At 68.4% G+C, this 19,346-nt stretch carries 16 protein-coding genes; 11 read left to right on the top strand and 5 right to left on the bottom strand.

Annotated elements, in window-relative coordinates:
- Positions 1-2: 2 nt before the first annotated feature.
- Positions 3-503: a hypothetical protein gene (locus tag ACR9ZH_RS05065; protein WP_481289663.1), complete on the bottom strand. Its 501-nt coding sequence runs from the start codon at positions 501-503 to the stop codon at positions 3-5.
- A gap of 145 nt (positions 504-648) precedes the next feature.
- On the opposite strand from ACR9ZH_RS05065, the gene ACR9ZH_RS05060 reads away from it, so the two are divergent.
- Positions 649-1,131, top strand: coding sequence for an SET domain-containing protein (locus tag ACR9ZH_RS05060; RefSeq protein ID WP_481289662.1), 483 nt, complete (start codon positions 649-651; stop codon positions 1,129-1,131).
- A gap of 102 nt (positions 1,132-1,233) precedes the next feature.
- Positions 1,234-1,779: a type 1 glutamine amidotransferase domain-containing protein gene (locus tag ACR9ZH_RS05055; protein WP_481289661.1), complete on the top strand. Its 546-nt coding sequence runs from the start codon at positions 1,234-1,236 to the stop codon at positions 1,777-1,779.
- 169 nt (positions 1,780-1,948) lie between these two features.
- Here ACR9ZH_RS05055 and fusA read toward each other — a convergent pair whose 3' ends face one another.
- Positions 1,949-3,988 carry an elongation factor G gene (fusA, locus tag ACR9ZH_RS05050; RefSeq protein ID WP_481289660.1) on the bottom strand — a complete coding sequence of 680 codons (2,040 nt, stop codon included), beginning with the start codon at positions 3,986-3,988 and terminating at the stop codon, positions 1,949-1,951.
- A gap of 190 nt (positions 3,989-4,178) precedes the next feature.
- Between fusA and ACR9ZH_RS05045 the strand changes: the two genes are divergently transcribed.
- A complete protein-coding gene (locus ACR9ZH_RS05045; RefSeq protein ID WP_481289659.1) occupies positions 4,179-5,186 on the top strand; it encodes a hypothetical protein in 1,008 nt (335 codons plus the stop codon).
- A gap of 37 nt (positions 5,187-5,223) precedes the next feature.
- Positions 5,224-7,227, top strand: coding sequence for a hypothetical protein (locus tag ACR9ZH_RS05040; protein WP_481289658.1), 2,004 nt, complete (start codon positions 5,224-5,226; stop codon positions 7,225-7,227).
- A gap of 42 nt (positions 7,228-7,269) precedes the next feature.
- On the opposite strand, the gene ACR9ZH_RS05035 is transcribed toward ACR9ZH_RS05040, so the two are convergent.
- Positions 7,270-7,758: an RDD family protein gene (locus ACR9ZH_RS05035; protein ID WP_481289657.1), complete on the bottom strand. Its 489-nt coding sequence runs from the start codon at positions 7,756-7,758 to the stop codon at positions 7,270-7,272.
- A gap of 97 nt (positions 7,759-7,855) precedes the next feature.
- Here ACR9ZH_RS05035 and ACR9ZH_RS05030 point away from each other — a divergent pair, with 97 nt between their 5' ends.
- The 6 genes from ACR9ZH_RS05030 to ACR9ZH_RS05005 all read left to right on the top strand — a co-directional run bounded on the left by ACR9ZH_RS05030 (position 7,856) and on the right by ACR9ZH_RS05005 (position 15,860).
- Positions 7,856-8,173 carry a hypothetical protein gene (locus ACR9ZH_RS05030; protein WP_481289656.1) on the top strand — a complete coding sequence of 106 codons (318 nt, stop codon included), beginning with the start codon at positions 7,856-7,858 and terminating at the stop codon, positions 8,171-8,173.
- Between the two features lie 32 nt (positions 8,174-8,205).
- Positions 8,206-9,114: a site-specific tyrosine recombinase XerD gene (gene xerD, locus ACR9ZH_RS05025; protein WP_481289655.1), complete on the top strand. Its 909-nt coding sequence runs from the start codon at positions 8,206-8,208 to the stop codon at positions 9,112-9,114.
- Between the two features lie 87 nt (positions 9,115-9,201).
- A complete protein-coding gene (locus ACR9ZH_RS05020; protein ID WP_481289654.1) occupies positions 9,202-9,954 on the top strand; it encodes a DsbC family protein in 753 nt (250 codons plus the stop codon).
- A 262-nt stretch (positions 9,955-10,216) separates the two neighbouring features.
- Complete coding sequence (gene purL, locus ACR9ZH_RS05015) at positions 10,217-14,080, top strand: phosphoribosylformylglycinamidine synthase (RefSeq protein WP_481289653.1); 3,864 nt, start codon at positions 10,217-10,219, stop codon at positions 14,078-14,080.
- 26 nt (positions 14,081-14,106) lie between these two features.
- Complete coding sequence (locus tag ACR9ZH_RS05010) at positions 14,107-14,961, top strand: glycosyltransferase family 2 protein (protein WP_481289652.1); 855 nt, start codon at positions 14,107-14,109, stop codon at positions 14,959-14,961.
- Complete coding sequence (locus ACR9ZH_RS05005) at positions 14,958-15,860, top strand: DMT family transporter (RefSeq protein ID WP_481289651.1); 903 nt, start codon at positions 14,958-14,960, stop codon at positions 15,858-15,860. The genes ACR9ZH_RS05010 and ACR9ZH_RS05005 overlap by 4 nt, the downstream gene beginning before the upstream one ends.
- 152 nt (positions 15,861-16,012) lie before the next feature.
- Here ACR9ZH_RS05005 and ACR9ZH_RS05000 read toward each other — a convergent pair whose 3' ends face one another.
- Positions 16,013-17,140: an aldose epimerase family protein gene (locus tag ACR9ZH_RS05000; protein WP_481289650.1), complete on the bottom strand. Its 1,128-nt coding sequence runs from the start codon at positions 17,138-17,140 to the stop codon at positions 16,013-16,015.
- A 131-nt stretch (positions 17,141-17,271) separates the two neighbouring features.
- Here ACR9ZH_RS05000 and ACR9ZH_RS04995 point away from each other — a divergent pair, with 131 nt between their 5' ends.
- Positions 17,272-17,979 carry a FadR/GntR family transcriptional regulator gene (locus tag ACR9ZH_RS04995; RefSeq protein ID WP_481289649.1) on the top strand — a complete coding sequence of 236 codons (708 nt, stop codon included), beginning with the start codon at positions 17,272-17,274 and terminating at the stop codon, positions 17,977-17,979.
- A 1,158-nt stretch (positions 17,980-19,137) separates the two neighbouring features.
- Here the strand turns inward: ACR9ZH_RS04995 and ACR9ZH_RS04990 are convergent.
- Positions 19,138-19,344, bottom strand: coding sequence for a YbdD/YjiX family protein (locus ACR9ZH_RS04990; RefSeq protein ID WP_481289648.1), 207 nt, complete (start codon positions 19,342-19,344; stop codon positions 19,138-19,140).
- Positions 19,345-19,346 lie beyond the last annotated feature (2 nt).

Raw genomic sequence — 19,346 nt, 5'->3', positions numbered from 1 at the left:
GGTCAGGGCGAGCGGTAGGTATCGGGAATGCCGGGCACGGGCGAGAGCCAGCTCTTGCCGCGCACGGGATAGGAATGCGATTCCTTTTCCTTCTCCGGCGTGGCCGTGATCCGCCCGTCGATGCTGTAGGCCAGGGCACCGGAGCTGCCCTTGGCAGCAAGCTCCGCGAGCGCCTTGGACATCTCGGCGGTCGGCAGGAGATCGATGCTGGCGACGTCGGCGGCGAAGGAGGGAATGTCCTGGTCGACCCTGGCGTCGAGCAACACCCCGCCCAGGTCGCCCACCCGCAGCGTGCCCTGCAACGTCTCGAACGACATGCCGCCGTAGCTGTTGTTGCGGATCCGCAGCGTGACGTGCCACGGCCCGCCGGGCTTGGCCGCTACTTCCTGCAGGGTCACCGTGGGCGGGAAGACGCTTTTTTTCGCGGGCCCGCAGGCGGCCAGCGAGGCGAGGACGGCCAGCAGTGCGGCGCGAACGAACGGATGGCGGACGATCGGAGTCATTCCCAAGGCTTCCGGCAGGGTCGAACGGTCGTTCGATGTTAGCGCCCGCGAGGCCGTGCGCGCGAGCGGGGCGTTTCAAACGCGGTTCACAAGCGGCGGGCTAGCAGGCATCATCGCGGATTATTCCCCTGCATCCGACTTCACAATGACCCGACGCATCGCCGCACGACGTTCGCCCATCCATGGAAATGGCGTTTTCGCCACCGCACCGATCAAGGCCGGCGAGGAAGTCGTCGAGTACAAGGGCGACCGCATCACCCATGCGCAAGCCGACAAGCGTTACGGCGATGGGGGCGAGACGGGGCACACCTTCCTGTTCACGCTCAACGAGCGCTACATCGTGGACGGCAACAGCCATGGCAACGTGGCTCGCTGGATCAATCACGGCTGCGATCCGAACTGCCAGGCCCTCATCGAGGAAGCCGTGGAAGGCAAGCCGTCGAAGCACGACCGCGTGCTGATCGAAGCGATCCGCGACATCGCGCCGGGCGAGGAGCTGGTGTACGACTACGGCATCACGCTCGATATGCCGCACACGGCGCGCCTGAAGAAGATCTGGGCCTGCCGCTGCGGTTCGCCGAAGTGCACCGGCACGATGCTGAAGCCGAAGCGCAAGAAAAGCATCTGATCCGGGCTTCACGTTTGCCCACGGCGCGGCAACGGCGGCACGACGTGCCGCTCATGCCGCGCAGCCGATGCTGCAGGGAACATCCCCACAAGGAGGCTCCCCATGGCAAACAAGCGACTCGACGGCCGCCGCGTGGCCGTCCTGGCCACCGACGGCTTCGAACAATCCGAACTCACCGAACCCAAGCGCCTGCTTGAGGAAGCTGGCGCGACCGTGGACGTGATCGCGCCGGGCGATGCGGCGCGGATCAAGGGCTGGGACAAGAAGGACTGGGGCGAGGAAGTCGAGGTCGACGTCCACCTCGACGAAGCGGACGCAAGCCGGTACGACGCCATCGTGCTCCCGGGCGGCGTCATCAATCCCGACAAGCTGCGGATGGACGAGAAGGCGGTAGGACTGGTGAAGGCATTCGCGGAGGCCGGCAAGCCCATCGCCGCGATCTGCCACGGACCGTGGACACTCATCAACGCCGGGCTCGTGGAAGGCCGGAAGCTCACGTCGTGGCCTTCGCTCAAGCAGGACCTCGGCAACGCCGGCGCGCAGTGGGAGGATAGCGAGGTGGTGAAGGACGGCAACCTCATCACGAGCCGCAAGCCGGACGACATTCCCGCGTTCACCCATGCGCTGATCGATACGCTGGCGGCGTGATTCACCTATCGTGTGGGAGCCGGCTGTTCGTGTGGGAGCCGGCTATGCCGGCGATCCCGCGGCAGCGGGCAAGCTTGCCGCGAGCACCCATCGCCTCTGAAGCGGCTCCCACACAAAGCGGTCCCAGGTTGGCTGCTGCCCAGGGCAGGACAGCCTCGCCAGCGGCGCCTCAGTCTTCTTCCGCCTTCGGCTTCCACGCCTCGGCCAGTTTCCGTTGCACCGCCGGCGGCACCGGATCGTAATGGCTGAACTCCATCGCGTAGCGCCCCAGGCCTCCCGTCATCGCCTTCAACTGCGTCGGGTAATCGATCAGCTCCGCCAGCGGCACGCGCGCCTTGATGAGCGTCTCGCCGCCGCGCAGCGAATCGGTGCCCATGATCTGCGCGCGTTTCGAGGCAAGGCCGCCGGTAACGTCGCCGACGTAGTGGTCGGGGATCGAAACTTCCAGGTCGACCACCGGCTCCAGCACCTGCGGCCGCGCTCGTGACACCGCATCGAGGAAGGCCTTGCGCCCCGCGCTGATGAAGGCGACTTCCTTCGAGTCCACGGGGTGGTGCTTGCCGTCGTAGACGATCACGCGCACGTCCTGGATCGGATAACCCGCGATGGCGCCGCTGTCGAGCGCCTGGCGCACACCCTTCTCGATGGCCGGCATGAACTGACCCGGGATCACCCCGCCCTTGGTCTCGTCGTCGAACACGAAGCCCGCACCGCGTTCCAGCGGTTCCACGCGCAGGAACACCTCGCCGAACTGTCCCGCGCCGCCGGTCTGCTTCTTGTGCCGGTGGTGGCCTTCCGCGTCGCTGCCGATCGTCTCGCGATAAGCGATGCGCGGCGGGTGGGTGATCACGTCCACGTCGTAACGTGCCTTCATCCGCTCGAGCATGAGCTTCAGGTGCAGGTCGGACAGCCCACGCACCACGGTCTCATTGAGTTCCTTGTGGTGTTCGACGCGGAAGCAGGGATCTTCCTCGGCGAGCCTGGACAGTGCCTGCGAGAGCTTCTGTTCCTGCCCCTTGTGCGCCGGCTCCACCGCGAGGCCGTACATCGGCGCGGGGTAGGCGGTGGGTTGCAGATGGATCCGCCCCTCGTCCGCGGCATCGTGCAGCACGGCGTCGAAATGGATGTCGTCGATCTTCGCCACGGCGGCGATGTCGCCGGGCAGCGCCTCGTCCACCTCGATATGCTCGCGTCCCTTCAGCCTGAACAGATGCGCGACCTTGAACGGCTTGCGTCCGTCGTCGACGAGCAGTTGCGAGTCCTTGCGCACGGTGCCCTGCCAGACGCGGAACACGCCGAGCTTGCCGACGAAGGGATCGTTGACGATCTTGAAGACGTCCGCGACCACGTGCTTGTCCGCGTCGGCGGTGACCTCGAAAGGCGCGCCGTCGGCATCGCGGAACGGGGGCGGATTGGTCTCGTTCGGGCAAGGCAGGATGCGCTGCACGAGGTCGAGGAGTTCGCTCACGCCGACGCCTTCGCGCGCGCTCGTGAAGACGATCGGCACGAGGTGGCCGTCGCGCAGGCAGTGTTCCAGAGCGTCGCGGATTTCTTTCGCGGTGAGCGACGACTCGCCGGCTTCGAGATAGTGCTCCATCACCTCGTCGTCGATCTCGACGACCTGGTCGATGATCCGCTGGTGCGCTTCCCCCGGTGACGAGAAATCGGTGTCGCCTGCCGTCTGGAAGAAGGCGTCGCGCACCGAATGCCCCTTCGAAGCAGGCAGGTTGAGCGGCAGGCACTCGCTGCCGAATTCCTCGCGCAGCTCGTCGACGAGCGCCGCCAGGTCCACGCCGTCGGCGTCGATGCGGTTGACGACCAGGATGCGGGCAAGGCCGCGCTCCCTCGCGTACGCCATCATGCTGCGCGTGCCGTGCTCGATCCCGTTGGCGGCATTGACCACGATCGCCACGGTATCGGCGGCGGCGAGGGCGGCGAGGGCGGGGCCGCGGAAGTCGGCATAACCGGGTGTGTCTAGCAGATGGATGCGATAGCCGTTGCGCTCGATGGAGGCGATGGAGGCGTCGATGGAATGACCGCGCGCCTTCTCCATGGGGTCGGCGTCCGAAACGGTACTGCCGCGCTCGACGCTGCCCATGCTGGTCAGCGCGCCGCCGGCGTGGAGCATGGCTTCGAACAGGGTGGTCTTGCCGGCCCCGGCGTGGCCGGCGAAGGCGAGGCTGCGGATGCGTTCCGTGGATGGCGACACGATGCGACCCTCCTTCGGTGGGTGGTTCGGGCGAGGCCCGAAGCCCAAGCCTTCTCCTTCCGGGCGCCGGAATCAAGGGCCAGGGAATCTTCCGCGGTCGACACGGTCAGAGGGCGGGGGCTTACGCTGGGCTAAGCGAATCGCCGCTAAGCTGTTCGACTCACTACGCGGCCTATAGGATCCTCGCAGCGTGCAATACCCCGGCAAGGCGCCACCGCCATTCGTCGAACCCCACCGGCTAGAGCCGGAGGATTCGCCGCGTCCGCGTGGGCTCCAGCCGATCGATGCCGCCACGCTGGCGACCCTCCACGCCATCGGCCGCCGCCCGCCGCCGCCGGATCGCACGCTTCGCATCCTCGCCATGGTGGCGGCCATCATCATCCACATCCTCGTCGTGATGCTGGTGCGCTACGAGATGGAACCGCGACCGATCGCCGGGTACGTTCCCCCCGTGGACCGCGACAACGTGCTGGAGGTGCGCTTCATCGAACCGGTGCGCTCCGCGCCACCTGTCGCCGAGGTGCCAGCGCCACCGCCACCGCCCAGGGTCCGCTCGCCCGAGGCCACGCGGCCCGAGCCGCCGCGTCCGAAGGTACCGCCGAAGGAGCCGCCAAAGGCTCCCGCCGAGGCCGCCACGCCGGCACCGGATGCGCAGGCGCCGCATCCGGCGCTGTTCGGCGCCGACGGCAGCATCGTCATGCCGAAGCAGGGTCCCGGCGCGACCACCCAGGCCGACTTCGTCGCGCGCAAGCCGACCGACGACAGCGGGATCATGTCGCACAAGACCACGGTGACCTATACGCAGACCCGTTTCGAGAAGGACTGGGCACCGCGCGACGAAAACATCCTCAACAAGGGCCTGCGCCGCGCGATCGAAAGCACGACCGTGAAGAAGACCATCGACATGGGCCACGGCGTGCGGATCAAGTGCGCCACGGTGTTCTTCGTCCTTCCGGTGGGCTGCGGCGGCGAGGATCCGTCCAGGGCGGCGAAGAAGGACGGGGACGTGCGTCTGAACATGGCCCCGGCGAACCCGGCCGTGGAGGACCTGCCCGGTCAGCCGGCACCACCGAGCGAGGCCGAGTGCATCGCCGCGTTCCGCGCCGAGAAGCCTTTGCCGCAAGGCTGTGCCTCGGATATTCCGTTGAAGGCGATGGACCAGGAAAACGCCGAGCGGGAGCGCCGCACCGGCAAGTAATTGTGTGTTGCTTCCGCAGCGTGGACACTAGCGCTCCATGCCGAAGACGTTCTCACCGGACAGCGATCGCTCGATCGCCGCGATGTCGCTGCCCGTGTCGCCGCGGGAGGCGGCGATGCGCGCGCTGGTCTACCGGCGCCGCCTGCGCGAAAAACCCCGTGATCGCCTCCTCCGCGTGTTTGGCTGGGCTGGCACCATCCTCGTCCACCTGGTGGTCCTGTTCGGGATGATCCTGGGCCCGGCTTACGAGGTATTGCCGCCGCCACCCGATCGGCCGGACGAGAACGCGTTGCTGGTGCGGCTGATCGACAAGCCGCCCCCGCCGGTGCCGCCGGTGCGCGGAACGCCATCCAGGGCCCCGGTCACCAAGACGCGCTGGAATACCGCGCATTCGAAGGCGAGCCGCGCGTCCAGCGGCTCGCGTGGCGCCGCGGTGGCATCCGCCTCGAAGCCGCTTCCGGCGATCGCGGTGCCGGCTGCGCAGCCGCCCCAGGTGAAGCCCGACGTAAAGCTCACTGCGCCCCCGCCCAGCGTTGCCGCGGTGGCCGAGCGTCCGCTGACCCAGCCCAAGGCCCCGCCGGCACAGCCTGAACTGGAAAAGGTGCCGGTGCCTGTCCAGGCGCCGCCCGACCTCGCGGTGGATACGCCGAAGCCGGAGGTCGTCCCGCCGCGCTTCCAGCCCGAGCCGGTGCGCAAGGCACAGGTGGAAGGCACGGCGCCCATGCCGCCTCCGGCATCGCTGGCGCTGCCGGAGATTCCTGCGGCGCAGATGGCCGTCACGCCCACGCCGCCCACGATCACGGCGGAACGCACGGCGCCCGTGCCGACGACCGCGATCACGCTGGCGACGGTCCCGCGTCCGCAGGTGGAAGAGTCGTCGGCACCGCCCACCCCTCAGGATGCGCCCTTGCCCGCGGTGGCGCAGGAGCCCACGGCCCCGAAACCCGATCTCGCCGTCGACGCGCGACCTGTGCCGCCGAAGGTCTCGGTCGAACCGGTTCGCGCCCCTGCCATCGAAGCCACGGCCGAACTCGAGGCGGTACCTGTGCCCGACGCGGCCGCGAAGCCGACGGTCTCCGCGCCGGACACCGCCGACTTGCGCCCCGCGGTCCAGGCACCGGCGGTCACCCCTGGCGAGATGCAGCGTCCGGTCGCCGGCGTGGATACCCAGCCTGCACCGCCCGGCCAGGCCCCGGGCGATATCGCGGCCGGCCAATCCACGGCGCAGAACGCCGCGGAGCAGGGCAGGTCCGAGGCCGGGCGTTCGGCCGGTGACGCCAAGGGGCCGCCTGCGGAGCCCATCGTTCCCGGACAGACCACCGCGGGCGCTTCTGGCTCGAACACGCCGGGGGCCCCTGCGGAAAGCGGAAAACCGGGCGCAGCCAACGGTGTGGACGAGGGCGAGCGTCTCACCGGCGCCAACGGCACCTCGCAGCGCGATGATGGCGTCGCCGGCGGGCAGGGCGACAAGACCGGGCAGGTCGGCGGGGCCTATGTGGAACTGAAGCCGCGTGGCAACCTCGTGCCGCAGTCGGGCTCGCGCGTACACATCGATTACAAGGCCACGCGCTTCGACGATGCCTGGACGCCCAAAGGCGAGTCGTCGGTGGATACGGCGATCCGGCATGGCGTCGAGGCGGCCACGGTACGCCCTACCATTTCCCTGCCGCGCGGCATCCGCCTCAACTGCACTGCCGGGCCGGGCAACGCGGGCGACAAGAGCGGCGCGATGAAGGCCGTTTCCCTCTTCACTTTCGGCTGCTCGGGCGCCGACCAGTCCGCGCCGGCGAGCCAGGAACAACTGGCGAAAGTGCAGACCATGGCGCCGTCGAAGCCGCTGGCGGAAAACCTGCCGCCGGCGAACAGCGCCACCGTGGCCGCCGCGCCGGTCGCCCTGGACAACACGGCGCTGTGCGCCACGGCGCGCGTCGCCGGCGGTCCGCTGCCGGCCGGATGCGAAACCTCGATCAAGATCAACGTCCCGGCGCCGTCCCCGACCTCGGGCTCCTGGGTGCCGGCAAGCGACCAGTTCACCCATTGATTCCGGCCCGTGGGAAGCGGGTCATCCCACGAGGTTTGTTTTCTACGCCAGCGGGCGGACTTCGGTGCCGGCCAGCATGTCGTGCACGGCCCGGCGGCGACGGTCCACGAAGGCCGGCAGCAGCAGCACCGCCCAACCGGCGACCGGCGCCCACAGCGCGGCCTTCAACGAGGTCAATGGATAGATCGTCACGAGCAGGAGCGGCAGCGCGGCCACGACGAGACGCACCAGCCCGCGCCGCCACGTGACCGGCATGCCCGCCGCATCGGTGACGCGGATGCGCCAGGGCCGCATGCCCAGGGTCTGGCCGCCACGCACCCAGGAAACGAGGAAGTAGGCCCCCACGACGAGCCCCTGCAGCGGCTGGTACCACCACGCATGGAGGTGCCCCTTCGCGTCGAACAGGCCACCGCCGGTGGCGAACTGGGCCAGCAGGCCGACGACCATCACAATGGCGACCACGGCGAGCGCGTCGTAGACGATGGCGGCGAAGCGGCGCCATGCGGGCGCGACAGGTGCAAGTGTGCTCATGCGCCGAATTCTGCCGCATCGGCATGTCGATTTCCTTCGACGGCACCTGACGTGCGGCATAGGCTGGACACGACCGGACCTGGAGAGGAACCGTCCCATGAGCCTTAATCTTCGTTCCACGTTCACCGGACTCGACGATCGCCTGCGTTCGCTGGACGGGGACGGCAACGTCAGCCCGGAGGAATTCAAGCGGCTCCGCGATGCCGCCGACGACAACCTCGCCGGCTTGCCGTCGCTCGACGCGGGCGCATTCCAGTCCGCCGCCGATGCCCTGGTGGAAGCGATGCAAAAGCTCGCCATCGCCGCGCGCAAGGCGAAGCTTTCGCCGGTGGAGCGTACGCGGCTCGAGGAAGGGGTCGAGCACCAGCTGGGCTATGTGATCGCCGGCTACCAGTCGAGCATCCAGCGGCTTTGAGCGCGAGGCGCCGGGCATGCGACCATCGCGTCATGCCCATGCCTGTCGAATCTCCCGACGATATCCGCCTGATCGAACGCTTCATCGAGCGCGTCTGGGCGGAGGACGGTCTCGCCGAGCGCACGCTGGAAGCCTACCGGCGCGACCTGCAGCAGCTCGCGCGCTGGCTGGCGACGCGCGGACGGACGCTCGCCACAGCGGGACGCGACGACCTTTCCGCCTACCATGGCAGCCAGCCGGTGTCGGTGCGCAGCATGGCGCGGCGCCAGTCGGCCTTTCGGCGCTTCTACGCGCAGCTGGCGCGCGACGAAGGCAAGCGTGAGGATCCCACGCTCCTCATGCAACGTCCGCGCATGCCCCGCAGCCTGCCGAAGGCGCTGGCCGAGCGCGAGATCGAGGCACTGATCGTCGCCCCCGATACCTCGACACGCCTGGGCATGCGCGATCGCGCGATGCTGGAGCTGATGTACTCCTCCGGGCTGCGGGTCTCGGAACTGGTGGACCTTCCCCTGGCTGGCCTGAACACGCGCCAGGGCGTGCTGCGCGTGACCGGCAAGGGCGGCAAGGACCGCCTGATCCCCGTGGGCGAGGAGGCGCTGGCCCACGTCGAAACCTACCTGCGCGAGGCCCGGCCGCAGCTTGCGGGGGGCCACGGGCAGCCGCTGGCGTTGTTCCTGTCGCGCCGGGGCGACGCCATGACCCGGCAGATGTTCTGGACCCTGGTGAAGCGCTACGCGATGCAGGTGGGGATCCCGGCCAGCCGCGTCTCGCCCCATGTCCTGAGGCATTCCTTCGCCACCCACCTGCTCAACCACGGCGCCGACCTGCGTGCGCTGCAGATGCTCCTGGGCCACAGCGCCCTCAGCACGACGCAGATCTACACCCTGGTGGCGAAGGAAGGCCTGAAACGGCTCCACGCCCAGCACCACCCGCGGGGCTGAGGCGTGCCACAATCGAGGGAACCGAACCGGCGCCCGGTGTTCCAATGAGGCCCGCGTTTCCCCCGGTTGCTGATGGAGTGGTACCGAATGCCGAAGAAAATCCTGTCCGCGCTCCTGGCCGGAGCGTTCGCCATGACGGCCTGCGCGGCCGATAACGAGAAGGCCGTGCGCGATGCCGTCGAGGCCCTGGGCCCCGGCATCAAGGTCGACAGCGTCGCGCCCGCGCCGATGGCGGGCTTCTACCAGGTGGTGGCCTCCGGCCGCATGGTCTATGTGAGCGCCGACGGCCGCTACATGCTCAACGGAAACCTCATCGACCTCCAGTCGAAGACCGACCTCAGCGCGGCCAGCTGGGCCGCCACGCGCAAGGCGGCGCTAGCCAAGGTGCCCGCCTCGCAGCGCCTGGTCTACTCCCCGGCCAAGCCGAAGCACACGGTCACCGTCTTCACCGACGTCGACTGCGGCTTCTGCCGCCAACTGCACGCCCACATCGACGAGTTCAACAAGCAGGGCATCGCGGTCGAATACATCTTCTGGCCGCGCGAAGGCATCAAGACCACGGCAGGCAACGACACGCCCTCGTACACCAAGGCCGTGTCGGTCTGGTGCAGCGCCGACCGCAAGAACGCCTTCAACGAGGCGATGAAAGGCGCCACGCCCAAGGCGGCCAGCTGCACCAACCCGGTGAAGGACGATTTCGAGCTGGGAGAACGCCTGGGCGTGAACGGCACCCCCACCATCGTCACCGAGAACGGGGACGTGGTCGGCGGGTACGTCACCCCCGCCCAGCTGCTCCAGGCCCTGGAGGCTCCGCCCGGCACCGTGGGCCGCGGCGGCTGACCGGCCGGCACCCTCGGCGGCGCGGCCGACCGGCCCGGGCGCTTTCCGCGCGCTGACCGGCGGCCGTCGCTGACCGCCCTTGTAGGAGCGCGTCCCGCGCGCGACATGTTTTGAGGCCGTGCCCCGGGGCTGGCGCGCCACCTGAAAACCGAGTCGAAAAGCCGTCGCGCGCAGGGCGCGCTCCTACCCTCCAACGGCCTCCGATGCTGCCTCGCAACATCATGTAGAATAGGCGTTTTCCTTCTGCGCCTTTTCCCCCCGCATGATCGCACTCGACGGGCAGAGCGCCCTCTCGCCTTTTCGCCTCGAACGACTGAACGCCCACCTGGATGCCCTGCATCACGGGACGCGGGTGCAGGCCGCATGGTTTACCTACTTCGTCGACGCCGACGCCGCGCCCGAGGGCGATGCGCGCGCGCGTCTGCTTTCCGTGCTGGAAGCGAAGAGCGGCACACCCGAAGAGGCGACGTTCTGGGTGGTGCCGCGCCTGGGCACTATCTCGCCCTGGTCGAGCAAGGCCACCGACATCCTCCACGGCGCCGGCTTCGACGTGCGCCGCGTGGAACGCGGCACGGCCTGGCGCGTCACCGGCATGCCGGCGGAGGACCATCCGGCACACGCCGCCGTCATGGCCGCGTTCTGCGATCCGATGGTGCAGTCGCCGCTGTACGCGCTCGAGCAGGCCGGCGGGCTGTTCCTCGCGGGCGAACCGGGTCCGCTGGGCCGCATCGAACTCGGCAGCGATCCACGCGCCGCGCTGTCGGTGGCAAACAAGGAGCTCGGCCTCGCGCTGGCCGACGACGAGATCGACTACCTCGCCACGCGTTACGCCGAAATGGGCCGGGCGCCCACCGACGCCGAACTGATGATGTTCGCGCAGGCAAACTCCGAGCACTGCCGGCACAAGGTCTTCAACGCGACCTGGACGCTGGATGGCGCGACGCAGGAATCGTCGCTGTTCGGCATGATCAAGAACACGCACCAGAAGTCGCCGGCGCATACGTTGTCGGCGTACCACGACAATGCCGCGGTGATCGAAGGCTACGAAGGCAAGCGCCTGTTCGTCAGCCCCGGGGACGGCGTGTTCCGCACCGTGGCCGAAGCCGCGCCGTACGCGATCAAGGTCGAGACGCATAACCATCCCACCGCCATCGCGCCATGGCCGGGCGCGGCCACCGGTGCCGGCGGCGAGATCCGCGACGAGGGCGCGACCGGCCGCGGCGGCAAGCCGAAGGCCGGCCTCACCGGTTTCTCCGTGTCGCACCTGCGCATCCCCGGCCTGCCGCGTCCGTGGGAGAAGGATCGCCCGCTGCCCCCGCGCATGGCCTCGGCCTTCGAGATCATGCGTGACGGCCCGCTGGGTGCCGCTGCGTTCAACAACGAATTCGGCCGCCCGGCCCTTGGCGGCTATTTCCGCACGTTCGAGCAGGAAACCGGCGACAAGGGCCTGCGTCGCGGCTACGACAAGCCGATCATGATCGCCGGCGGTCTCGCCGCGATCCGTCCGGAGCACGTGCAGAAGCGCAAGGTGCGTCCCGGCGACAAGGTGATCGTCCTCGGCGGCCCCGCCATGCTCATCGGCCTCGGCGGCGGCGCGGCCTCGTCGGTCGCCTCGGGCACGTCCAGTGCCGAACTCGACTTCGCTTCGGTGCAGCGCGACAACCCCGAGATGGAACGCCGCTGCCAGCAGGTGATCGACGCGTGCTGGGCGCGCGGCGACGCCAACCCCATCGTCAGCATCCACGACGTGGGCGCGGGCGGCGTATCCAACGCCATTCCCGAGATCCTCAACGACGCAGGCGTCGGCGGCATCATCGACCTGTCCAAGCTTCCTACCGACGATCCGAACCTCTCGCCGATGCAGGTGTGGAGCAACGAGTCGCAGGAACGCTACGTGCTCGCCATCGGCAGCGAGGACCTCGCCCTGTTCGAGGCCTTCTGCGCCCGCGAGCGCTGCCCGTTCGCCATCGTCGGCGAAGCCACCGAGGAGCCGCGCCTGATCGTGCGCGACCCGCGCAGCGACCTCACCGTCATCGACCTGCGCATGGATGTGCTGTTCGGCAAACCGCCGCGCATGCATCGCGACGCGAAGCGCGTGAAACCGCGCGTCGACCTCGTCGCCGACCTCACCGGCATCGGCATGGACGAGGCGCTGATGCGCGTGCTGCGCCTGCCCGCGGTGGGCAGCAAGAACTTCCTCATCACGATCGGTGACCGCACGGTCGGTGGCCTCAACGCGCGCGATCCCATGGTCGGCCCCTGGCAGGTGCCCGTGGCCGACGTGGCGGTGACGATGACGGATTTCGAAGGCTATACCGGCGAAGCCATGGCGATGGCCGAGCGCGCGCCGGTGGCTTTGCTTTCCAGTGCCGACGCGGCGCGCATGGCCGTGGGCGAAGCCATCACCAACCTGGCCGCGGCATCGATGTCGCTCGAAGAGGTGCGCCTCTCCGCGAACTGGATGGCCGCGGTGAACCACCCCGGCGAGGATGCCGCGCTGTTCGACGCCGTGAAGGCCGTGGGCATGGAATTGTGCCCGTCGCTGGATATCTCGATCCCGGTCGGCAAGGACTCGCTGTCCATGCAGACCGTGTGGACCGACGACAACGGCAAGGCGCAGAAGACCGTGTCGCCGGTGTCGCTGGTGATCACCGGTTTCGCGCGCGTGGACGACGTGCGTCGCACCCTCACGCCGCAGCTGAAGCTCGACCGCGGCGATACCGACCTCTGGCTGATCGACCTCGGCGCGGGCCGCGACCGTCTCGGTGGCTCGGCGCTCACCCAGGTGTTCAACCGCGCCGGAGGCGTTCCGCCCGATCTCGACGATCCGAAACGCCTGCGCGCGATGTTCGAGCTGATCCAGGAAGCGAACCGCGCCGGCCTGCTGCTCGCGTACCACGACCGCTCCGATGGCGGTGCCATCGTGACCCTGCTGGAAATGGCCTTCGCCGGCCACTGCGGCCTCGAACTGCGCCTGGACGGCTGGGCCGACGCCACGCTGCGCGCGCTGTTCAACGAGGAACTCGGCGCGGTCGTGCAGGTAGCCTCGGCCAACCGTGAAGCCTTCGAGCAGCTGCTGGTGAAGCACAACCTCGCCGGCATGACGCACAACGTCGGCCGCCCGAAGGAGAAGCTCGGCATCAAGCTTTACCTCGGCGGCGAAACGGCGTTCAAGTGGAACTGGACCGAGCTGTTCCGCGTGTGGAACGAAACCAGCTACGCCATGCAGCGCCTGCGCGACAACCCGCATAGCGCCGACCAGGAGAACGAGTGGCGCCTGGACGATGCCGATCCGGGCATCTCCCCGAAGCTCGTCTTCGACCCGACAGATGACATCGCCGCGCCGTATATCGGCAGCGGTGCGCGTCCGCGCGTGGCGATCCTGCGCGAGCAGGGCGTCAACGGCCAGGTGGAAATGGCGGCGGCCTTCAGCCGCGCCGGCTTCGACGCGGTCGACGTGCACATGACCGACCTCGCCTCCGGCCGTCATCACCTGAAGGATTTCATCGGTCTCGCGGCCTGCGGCGGTTTCTCCTATGGCGACGTGCTCGGCGCGGGGCGCGGCTGGGCCACGTCCATCCTCTACAACGACGCGCTGCGCGAACAGTTCGCGCGCTTCTTCGAGGACGGTACCCGCTTCGCCCTCGGCGTCTGCAACGGCTGCCAGATGATGTCCGGCCTGAAGGACATCATTCCCGACGCGAAGCACTGGCCGCAGTTCCTGCGCAACCAGTCGGAGCAGTACGAGGCCCGCCTCGCCACGCTGGAGATCCTGGACTCGGGAAGCATCTTCTTCCGCGGCATGGCCGGCTCGCGTATCCCGGTGGCGGTCGCGCACGGCGAGGGAAGGGTGCACTTCCCGATGGTGTGCAGCCCGTCGAAGAGCCATGCGGCGGCGCGCTTCGTCGACAATCGCGGCAAGCCGACCGAGAGCTATCCGCTGAACCCGAACGGTTCGCCGGGCGGCCTGGCGGCCTTCACCGCCGCGGACGGCCGCGTCACGATCATGATGCCGCACCCGGAACGCGTGTTCCGCAGCGTGCAGATGAGCTGGCATCCGGAACAGTGGGGCGAGGATTCGCCGTGGATGCGCATGTTCCGCAACGCACGCGTGTGGGTGGGCTGAGCTTCCGCACATAGCCGACCAACCCGATGAGCGACTCCTCCCTCACCAGCATCGTCATCGTCCTCGCGGACAGCGGTCCCTTCACGCGCGACTGCGTGGACCACGCGCTTGCGAGCGACGTTCCGGTGGAAGTGATCGTCGTCGACAATGGCTCCACCGATGGCGTGCCCGAGGCGCTGGATCGCGCCCACGCGGACGACGATCGGCTGCGGGTGGTCTATAACCGGGCCAACCTCGGCTTCGGCCCCGCCGTGAACCGCGGCGCCGCACAGGCGCGCGGCGAGCGCCTGCTCGTGCTCAATCCCGACTGCCTCGTCGAACCGGATACGATCCGGCGCATGGCGGCGCACATCGACGCGCAGACCGGCATCGTCGGCGCGGTGGTCTGCGATGCCGATGGACATCCCGATCCTGCCTCGCGCCGGCGCGATCCACTGCTGCGCCGCTCGCTCGCCACCAAGCTGGGTCACGGCGGCGATGGCGGCATCGACATCCGCGGCCCTATGCCGGAAGGCGCGGAAGAGGTCGAGATCGTATCGGGCGCCATCTTCCTCATGCCGCGCCAGGTGTTCGACCGGCTGAACGGGTTCGACGAGACCTTCTTCCTGCACTGCGAAGACATGGACCTGTGCCGCCGCGCCCGCGATGCCGGCTACAAGGTGCTGCTCGCCGGCGACGTGCTTGTCCTGCACGGCAAGGGCGGCTCCAGCCGGCACCGGCCGGTCTTCGTCAGCCGGCACAAGCATCGCAGCATGTACCTTTGGTTCCGCCGGCACGATCCTGCGGCGCGCAACGCGCTCGTGCGCGCGGCGGTCTGGCTCGGCATCTGGTCGCACTTCCTGCTGAAGATTCCCGGCCAGCTCCTGCGGAAGCGCCGGTGAGCGGCACGACGCGCGAGGGCGGCCTCGCGACGCTGGGCCTGCTCACGGTCACGGCCATCTGGGGTTCCACCTTCGCGCTGATCAAGGACGTGGTGGGGCGAATGCCGGTGGCGGATTTCCTCGCCGTCCGCTTCGTGATCGCCGCGGCCGCGATGCTCGCCCTGTTCGCGCTTCCGCTCCTTCGACTGGGGCGGGTCCAGCTGCTGCGCGGCCTCGCTCTCGGCGTGCTCTATGGCGTGGCGCAGTGGTTGCAGACGGAAGGCCTGGCGCGCACGTCGCCGAGCGTCAGCGGCTTCGTCACCGGCATGTACGTGGTGATCACGCCGATTCTCTCGCTGCTGCTGTTCCGCCAGCGCATGCCGCGGACCACCTGGCTGGCCGTGCTGCTCGCCACGCTCGGGCTTGGCGTGCTGGCGCTCAACGGCTTCGAAGTGGATGCCGGCGTGCTGCTGACGCTGGCATCGGCCGCGCTCTACGCGCTGCACATCGTCGGGCTCGGGCATTGGTCGAAGCCCGGGGACGCCTTCGGCATGTCCGCCATCCAGATGCTCGGCATCGCCGCCGTCTGCGTCGCGATCACCTTGCCGCACGGCGGGCCGGTACTGCCGCCGGACGGGAAAGCCTGGCTCGCCGTGCTCTACATGGCCCTGGCCGCCGGGGCCCTGGCGATGCTGATCCAGACCTGGGCGCAGGCGCACATGCCTGCCACCCGCGCGGCCATCGTGATGACCACCGAGCCGGTGTTCGCCGCGGGCTTCGCCGTGCTCCTGGGCGTGGATGCGCTTACCACCCGCATGCTCGGCGGCGGCGCCCTCGTGCTGGCCGCGATGTACATGGTGGAGCTGGCGCCGCGCTTCCGCCGCCGCAAACCGGCGGAAGCCCTCCATCACGAAGTGTAGGGGGAGCCAGGACACATGTAGGAGCGCGCTCGCGCGCGACAGCCTTTCGCGAAGAGCAACAGGGCCAGTTGCTCATGGCCTTAAAAGCTGTCGCGCGCAGGCGCGCTCCTACTCGCCCAGCCGCGCAGGTGGCCCGTTGCGCGGCGAGAACGTCACTCGACGGTGAACTTGTAGACCATCACGTTCCGGTAGGTCTGCCCCGGCGCCAGCCTCGCGGACCCGAAGGCCGGCTGGTTGGGCGTGTCCGGGAACAGCTGGGGCTCGAGCGCGAACGCATCGCCCTGGCGATAGATGCCCCCGGATTTGCCGGACGTCGTGCCGTCGAGGAAGTTGCCGGAGTAGAACTGCAACCCTGGCTGTGCCGACCACAGCGAGAGCACGCGGCCGCTCTTCGGATCGCTCACCCGGGCCACCTCGCGCGGTTGGGCGGCTGCCTTCCTCGAAATGACCCAGTTGTGGTCGTAGCCGCGTCCGAACACGAGCTGCTGCTCCTTCGCGTCGCGGATGTCGCGGCCGATGGGCTTGGCCTTGCGGAAGTCGAAGTCGGTTCCCGCCACGCTGCGGACTTCACCGGTGGGAATGGCGGTGGCGTCGGTGGGCAGGAAGGCGTCGCCCGCGATCATGAGCCGCTGGTCCATGACGCTGCCCGAGCCCTCGCCGGCGAGGTTCCAGTAGGTATGGTTGGTGATGTTGACGATGGTTGGCGCATCGGTGGTGGCGGCGTATTCGATCGTCAGCTCGTTCTTGTCGTCGATCGAGTAGGTGGCCGTGGCGGTGAGCTTGCCCGGGTAGCCCTGGTCGCCGTCGGGGCTGACATAGGTGAGGGTGACGCTGGGCCGCGCGCCGGACTCCACCTTGTCGACCGTCCACACCACCTTGTCGAAGCCGGTCTTGCCGCCGTGCAGCGAGTTGGGGCCGTCGTTCACCGGGACGGTATACGTCTTGCCGTCGAGGGTGAAGCGGCCCTTGGCGATGCGGTTGGCGTAGCGGCCCACGGTGTCGCCGAAGTACTGCGGCTTGGCGAAGGTTCCCTTCAGGTCGGGATAGCCGAGTACGATATCCCCAGGCTTGCCGTTCCGGTCCGGAACGTCCAGGGCATAGAGCGCCGCGCCGAGCGACAGGATCTTCGCGGTCATGCCATGGCCGTTGCTGAGTGTCACCAGGGTGACCTCCTTGCCGTCGGGCGTCTGGCCGAACGAGGTCTTGGATGCTTCGCCGGCGGTGGCGCCCGCGCTGACGGCCAGCAGGATCGCGGCCGTCAGGCTCGTCCCAATCTTCATTGCGTTATCTCCGGTCGGATGGACCTGGTGACCACATCACATTTGTAGGACAAACGACAAGCTGCGCCGCGTCAACGCGGGTGGCGGCGCTGCGGCTACGATGGGCCGGGAGCCTTTGGGGAGGGGAAGTCATGGCGACGAGAACGGGTGGCGGCAGGAACCTGCACACGCAGGTCGTCGAGGATCTGGGCGAGTCGATCGTCGGGGGGCTGTTCCAGCCAGGCGATCCGCTGCCGGGCGAAGCCCAGCTGGCGACCCAGATGGCGGTGAGCCGGACGGTCCTTCGCGAGGCGTTGAAGGTGCTGGCGGCCAAGGGACTGATCGAGACGCGCCAGAAGACCGGCATGCGGGTACGCGATCCGCGCTTCTGGAACCACCTCGACGCCGACGTGCTGGGCTGGCGCTGTGCTTCCATGCCGACGGACGACTTCGTCGCGAAGCTGGTGGAGATGCGCGAGATCGTGGAGCCCGCCGCGGTGATGGCCGCGGCGCGCCGGCGCGAGCCTGCGCAGCTCGAGGCGATCAGGGAGGCGCTCGAGGCGATGGAGGATGCACAGACCCTGGACGAGTGGGCCGTCGCGGACTTGCGTTTCCACGAGGCGGTCCTGATGGCGACGAACAACGAGCTCCTGAGTTCGCTCTTTTCGGTGATCGAGACCGCGCTGGGCACGTTCTTCGTGATGTCGGCGCGCACGGCGAAGAACTTCAAGTATTCCCTGCCGCACCATCGCGCGGTCTACGAAGCCATCCGCCGCCGCCGCCCGAACGAGGCGGCAACAGCCATGCGCACGATGATCGCAGACTCCCGCGCCAACATGCGCAAGAGCCGCCGCCGATAAGCCCAAGCCGTTGTGGGGCCCGCTTGCGCGCGCTTTTCGCGTCGGTTGGCCCGCTTGCGCGTGCCCATGTCTTAAGCGGCTTCGCCGCATGGGGCGTTTGCCGGCTCGGCTTTCGCCATCGCGTTTTGCCTTGGCGTGGTCGCTGGTCGCCGGCGCCTGCCATTTTTGTCGCTAAGTCCTCGTCCGGCCTACGCCTCCCTGCGGAATCGCTCCAAAAACGGCAGCCACCGGCTCCTCCCAAGACGACGGTCGCGTGCGGCAAAAGCCAAAGCAACAGCTCGGCCGCTTGCGGGTCGCACATTCCCCGCCGCCCCGGAAAATGCGCGCACGTTGTAGGAGCGCGCCTCGCGCGCGACATCTTTTCGCGGCCGCCTCCACGCCCTGAGCGTTTTCGCAGGCATGCAACAAGAGTCACTAGGCTCCCACCTTCGCGGGAGCGACGGGTAGGAAGGGAGGCGACATCTTGTAGGTCGCGCTTCGCATTGCAGGTCGCGCGTCGCGGGCAATTCCCGCAGCGTGTGCGCATATGCGCGTGTCGTTGATGATCGGGGAGGTGGATGAGTTGGGGCAAGGAGATGGCTGACGTCTTAACGGTTATCGATGCGTTGATGACGTGGTCTGGATTACGCCATGCGTGCGCATACGCAATGGGTGCGGGAGCAGTTGCGGTCGGTGACCGGTACGCTCGCGGATGATTAGCGAAATGCGGCTCTGACGCCGTTTGGAATCGCCGACTGGAGCGTCTCATCGAGCGAAGAGCGAGTGATTGGGGTGGTCGCGAAAGGCTGTCGCGCGCGAGGCGCGCTCCTACAGGGCGCGTTCGCTTTTTTAGAGTTGCGAGGAATGTGCGGCCCGCAATCAGGCCGGGTGGTGCTTTGGCTTTTGCCACAAGCGACCGTCGTGTTGGGAGGAGCCGGTGGCTGCCGTTTTTGGAGCGATTCCGCAGGGAGGCGTAGGCCGGACGAGGACTTAGCGATAAAAATGGCAGCCGCCGGCGACCCGCCGCTACGCCAAAGCAAAACGCGATGGCGAATGCCGAGCCGTCACGCTCCTGCGGCGAAGCCGCCTAAGACATGGGCACGCGTGAGCGGGCCAACCGACGCGAAAAGCTCAGCGCGCGCGGTGCGCGCTCCCACAGCGCGATGGCGGTGGCAACTTTCAACAGCAGCGCCCGCCCGTGCCGCGGTAGCGGGCCTCCTGCCGCTCGCGGAAGAACTCGCCATAGCTCGGCACAGGTCTTTCGGGATGGTGCTCGCGCAGGTGCTTCACGTAGACGTCGTAATTGGGTACGCCGCAGCAGAGGCGGGCGGTTTGCACCGCCCATTGCCATAGCGAGCGCGGTGCCGCGGGTGCGTTCGTTTCCATGG

The sequence above is a fragment of the Luteibacter sp. SVR4-7G genome (assembly GCF_056755555.1).
Note: the sequence above shows the minus strand (reverse complement) of the source record. Positions and strands in the feature narration are given on the sequence as shown.